Source organism: Desulfuromonadales bacterium (genome assembly GCA_035620395.1).
GTDB lineage: Bacteria > Desulfobacterota > Desulfuromonadia > Desulfuromonadales > DASPGW01 > DASPGW01.
The window spans coordinates 1-3,824 of the sequence record DASPGW010000310.1 but is presented as its reverse complement, the minus strand read 5'-3'; the positions used below and the strand labels follow the sequence as shown (position 1 = coordinate 3,824).

General features: G+C 67.5%; 2 protein-coding genes. Both read right to left on the bottom strand.

Features of this window, described 5'->3' with window-relative positions; genetic code table 11:
• Positions 1–253: 253 nt before the first annotated feature.
• The gene (gene pepN, locus VD811_16585) at positions 254–2,893 is read right to left on the bottom strand and encodes an aminopeptidase N (protein HXV22603.1); all 2,640 of its coding nucleotides are present in this window, start codon (positions 2,891–2,893) and stop codon (positions 254–256) included.
• Between the two features lie 69 nt (positions 2,894–2,962).
• The coding region (locus tag VD811_16580) for a helicase C-terminal domain-containing protein (GenBank protein ID HXV22602.1) at positions 2,963–3,824 on the bottom strand (862 nt) is incomplete at its 5' end.

The window sequence follows — 3,824 nt, the reverse complement described above, 5'->3', positions numbered from 1 at the left end:
GAAGGGTCGGGTTGCAAAGGCATCAATTTGATATTGTTTGATTTTCGTCATATGAGAGAACACCAGGGCTGAGGGGACGCCGACGAGGGAAGAATAAGGTGCCAGGGGTCAAGGGACGCTGGTAACTTTTGTAACTTATTCGTCTTAAGGGGCTGAAAAAGTTACATTAGTTACCAACGTCCCCGTCCCCCACAGAATACTCCCCAAAACCACCTCCGCCGGCCTGTCCCCCCCTCGCCATCCCGCCCCAGGTTCACCCCAAAGTCTTGCCGACCACCTCGGCAACATCCCGCGAAAGCTGCGGCGCGGCAAGTATCCGTTGCAGCTGCTCGCGCATCAGCTGCTGGCGCCCTTCGTCGAAGCGCCGCCAGCGCCCGAAGGCCCCGGCGAGGCGCGCCGCCACCTGGGGGTTGAGGGGATCGAGTTCGAGGATGCGCTCGGCGACGAAGCGGTAGCCGCTGCCGTCGGCGGCGTGGAAGCAGACCGGGTTGCCGTGGGCGAAGGAGCCGATCAGTGCCCGCACCTTGTTGGGGTTCCTGAGGGTGAAGGCCGGATGGGAGAGGAGCCGCTCGACCTCGCCGAGGGTCCCCGGCAGCGGCGCCATCGCCTGCAGCGAGAGCCACTTGTCGACCACCAGCGGATCGTGCTGCCAGCGCTCGTAGAAATCGCCGAGGGCCGGGGAGCGCAGGTCGCTCTCGCCGCCCGCCAGCACCGCCAGCCCGGCCATGGCGTCGGTCATGTTGTCCGCCTGCCGGTAGTGGCGCTCGGCGAGGCCCACCCCTCTGGGATGGCCACTCGCCGCCAGGTAGGCGAGGCAGAGGTTGCGCAGGCTGCGCCGCCCCACCGCCGCCGGCTCGGGGTGGTAGGGGCCTTCGACCCGGTGGAGCATGTAGGCCGTTTGCAGCTCCCTCTGCAGCCCGGTGCCGAGGGTGGCGCGGACGAACTCCCGGGCGACGTGGATGGCGTCGGGGTCTGCGACCGCCATCTGCTCGGCGAGATATCCCTCCGTGGGCAGCAGCAGCGCCTGGGCGAGGAGGGCGGGGTCGGCGCCAGCGTCAGTGAGGGCGCTGCGGAAGGCGTCCCGAAAATGGTCGGGGAGGCGCAACTCGCGTCCGGCCTGGGCATCGGCAACGAGGGCCAGCAGGACCTTGACGGCGAGCTGCTGGCCGGCTTCCCAGCGGTTGAAGGGGTCGCTGTCGTGGGCGAAGAGGAAGGCGAGGTCGGCGTCGGAAAGGTCGATCTCCAGCCGAACCGGCGCCGAGAAGCCGCGCAGCAGCGAGGGGACCGGCGGCTCGGGGACGTCGAGGAAGGTGAAGCTCTGCTCGGTCTCCCGCAGCTGAAGCACCCGGGTCGTCCCGCCGGCCGCGTCCTCTCCGGCGAGGCGCAGCGGCAGGTCGTTGCCGTCCCTCCCGAGCAGCCCCACCGTCACCGGGATGTGGAAGGGCTCCTTGCACTCCTGCCCCGGAGTCGGCGCGGTCTGCTGCGAGAGGGTCAGGGTGTAGCTCTTCGCCGCCCCGTCCCAGGCGCCGCGGGCGGTGAGCACCGGCGTGCCGGCCTGTGAGTACCAGCGCTTGAACTGCTCCAGGTCGGCGCCGCCCGCGTCGGCCATCGCCGCCACGAAGTCGTCCACCGTCACCGCCTGGCCGTCGTGGCGCTGGAAGTAGAGCTCCAGCCCCTTGCGGAAGCCGGCGGCGCCGAGCAGCGTGTGCTGCATGCGGATCACCTCGGCCCCCTTGTTGTAGACGGTCATGGTGTAGAAGTTGTTGATCTCCTGGTAGGAGTCGGGGCGCACCGGGTGGGCCAGGGGACCGGCGTCCTCGGGGAACTGGCCGTTGCGCAGCACCCGCACGTCCTGGATGCGCTTGACGGCGCGGCTGGTCATGTCGGCGGAGAACTCCTGGTCGCGGAAGACCGTCAGCCCCTCCTTGAGGGAGAGCTGGAACCAGTCGCGGCAGGTCACCCGGTTCCCCGTCCAGTTGTGGAAGTACTCGTGGCCGATCACCCCCTCGATCCCCTGGTAGTCGACGTCGGTGGCCGTCTCCGGCAGGGCGAGGACGTACTTGGAGTTGAAGACGTTGAGCCCCTTGTTCTCCATCGCCCCCATGTTGAAGTCGTCGACCGTCACCACCATGTAGATGTCGAGGTCGTACTCCAGGCCGAAGGTTCGCTTGTCCCAAGCCATCGCCTTCTTCAGGCTCTCCACGGCGTGGGTGCACTTGTCGCGGTTGCGCTCCTCGACGTAGAAGCGCAGCGCCACCTCCCGTCCGGAGGCGGTGACGAAGATATCCTCGATGCAGACCAGCACTCCGGCAACCAGGGCGAAGAGGTAGGAGGGCTTGGGGAAAGGGTCCTCCCAGGTGATGAAGTGGCGGCCGTCCGCCAGCGCCCCTTGCGCCACCGGGTTGCCGTTGGAGAGCAGCACCGGGTAGCGTTCGCGGTCGCCGGCCACCGTGGTGGTGAAGCGCGCCATGACGTCGGGACGGTCGGGGTAGTAGGTGATGCGCCGGAACCCCTCCGCCTCGCACTGGGTGCAGAAGTTGCCGCTCGAGACGTAGAGCCCCTCCAGGGCGGTGTTGGCCGCCGGACGGATGGCGGTCGTCACCGCCAGCTCGCAGCGTTCGGGGATCCTGTCGATGGTCAGGCTCTCGGCGTCGACCCGGAACCGGTCGATGGCCAGCGGCTTGCCGTCGAGCTCGATGCCGAGCAGCTCCAGCTCCTGGCCGTCGAGGACCAGCGGCGCCGCTGCGGCGGCCGCCGCCGGATTGCGGCGCAGCTGCAGGCGCGAGCGGACGACGGTGCGCTCCGGGTCGAGGTCGAAGTGCAGCTCGATGGCGTCGACCAGGTAGGGGGGAGGGGTATAGTCCTTGCGATAGATGGTGCGGGGAGTGTTCATGAGGAGCTCCTCGTTTTCAGGGGTCAGTGGTCAGGGGGCTTTCCCCTGAAACAGCTTGCTTGCCCGCAATTATAAATTCCAGAAAGCGTTGACGTCCCTCAGGATGCCGTCGGAAACCAGCTCCGTCGCCTCCGCCTCGAACCAGTCGCCCGGCATCGACCGGGCGTACTCCGGCTCGACGAACCGGCTGTCCATCAGGACGATCAGTCCGCGGTCCGTCTCGGAGCGGATCACCCGGCCGGCCGCCTGGACCGCCTTGGCCATGGCCGGGATCACGTAGGCATAGTCGAAGCCGGCGCCGTACTGCCGCTGGTAGTACTCCCGCATCTGCTCCCGTTCCAGATCGTAGCTGGGCAGCGGCGGGCCGACCACGAAGGCGCCGATGACCGTCTCCCCCGCGTAGTCCACCCCCTCGGAGAACGAGCCCCCCTGCACGGCAAAGACGATCGTCGGCACGTCCTGGCTGCGCAGAGCCTCGACGATGGCGTCGACGGCAGCCGCTTTCATGCTCCGCTCCTGCCGCAGCACGGTGAAGCCTTCCGGCGGCCGGAAGAGAGCAGCCACCCTTTCGAGAAAGTCGAAGCTCGGCAGGAAGACAAAATAATTGCCGCGGCGCAGGGTCGTGATCCGCTGGACAGCTTCGGCGATCCTCGCGTAGTTGCCCTCCCGCCTGCTGTACCGGGTGGAGACCTGCGGGATGATCAGCAGCTTGCGCCGCTCCTTCGGGAAGGGACTGGCGAATTCCGCCGTCCGCACCTTGGCCGCATCCAGGCCGGAGAGCCGCACGTAGTAGTCGAAGGGCTTCAGCGTCGCCGAGAACCCCACTACCTGCTCGTAGCCGCCGTAGCAATCCTCCAGCATTGCCGAGGCGTCGCAGCAGGTGATCTTCACCGTGCCGCCGGTCGGATGCGGATGGAAAGTGGTGAAGAAC

Coding starts and splice junctions, on each gene's coding strand:
- pepN (HXV22603.1), bottom strand. CDS start 2,893: ATGAACACTCCCCGCACCATCTATCGCAAGGACTATACCCCTCCCCCC.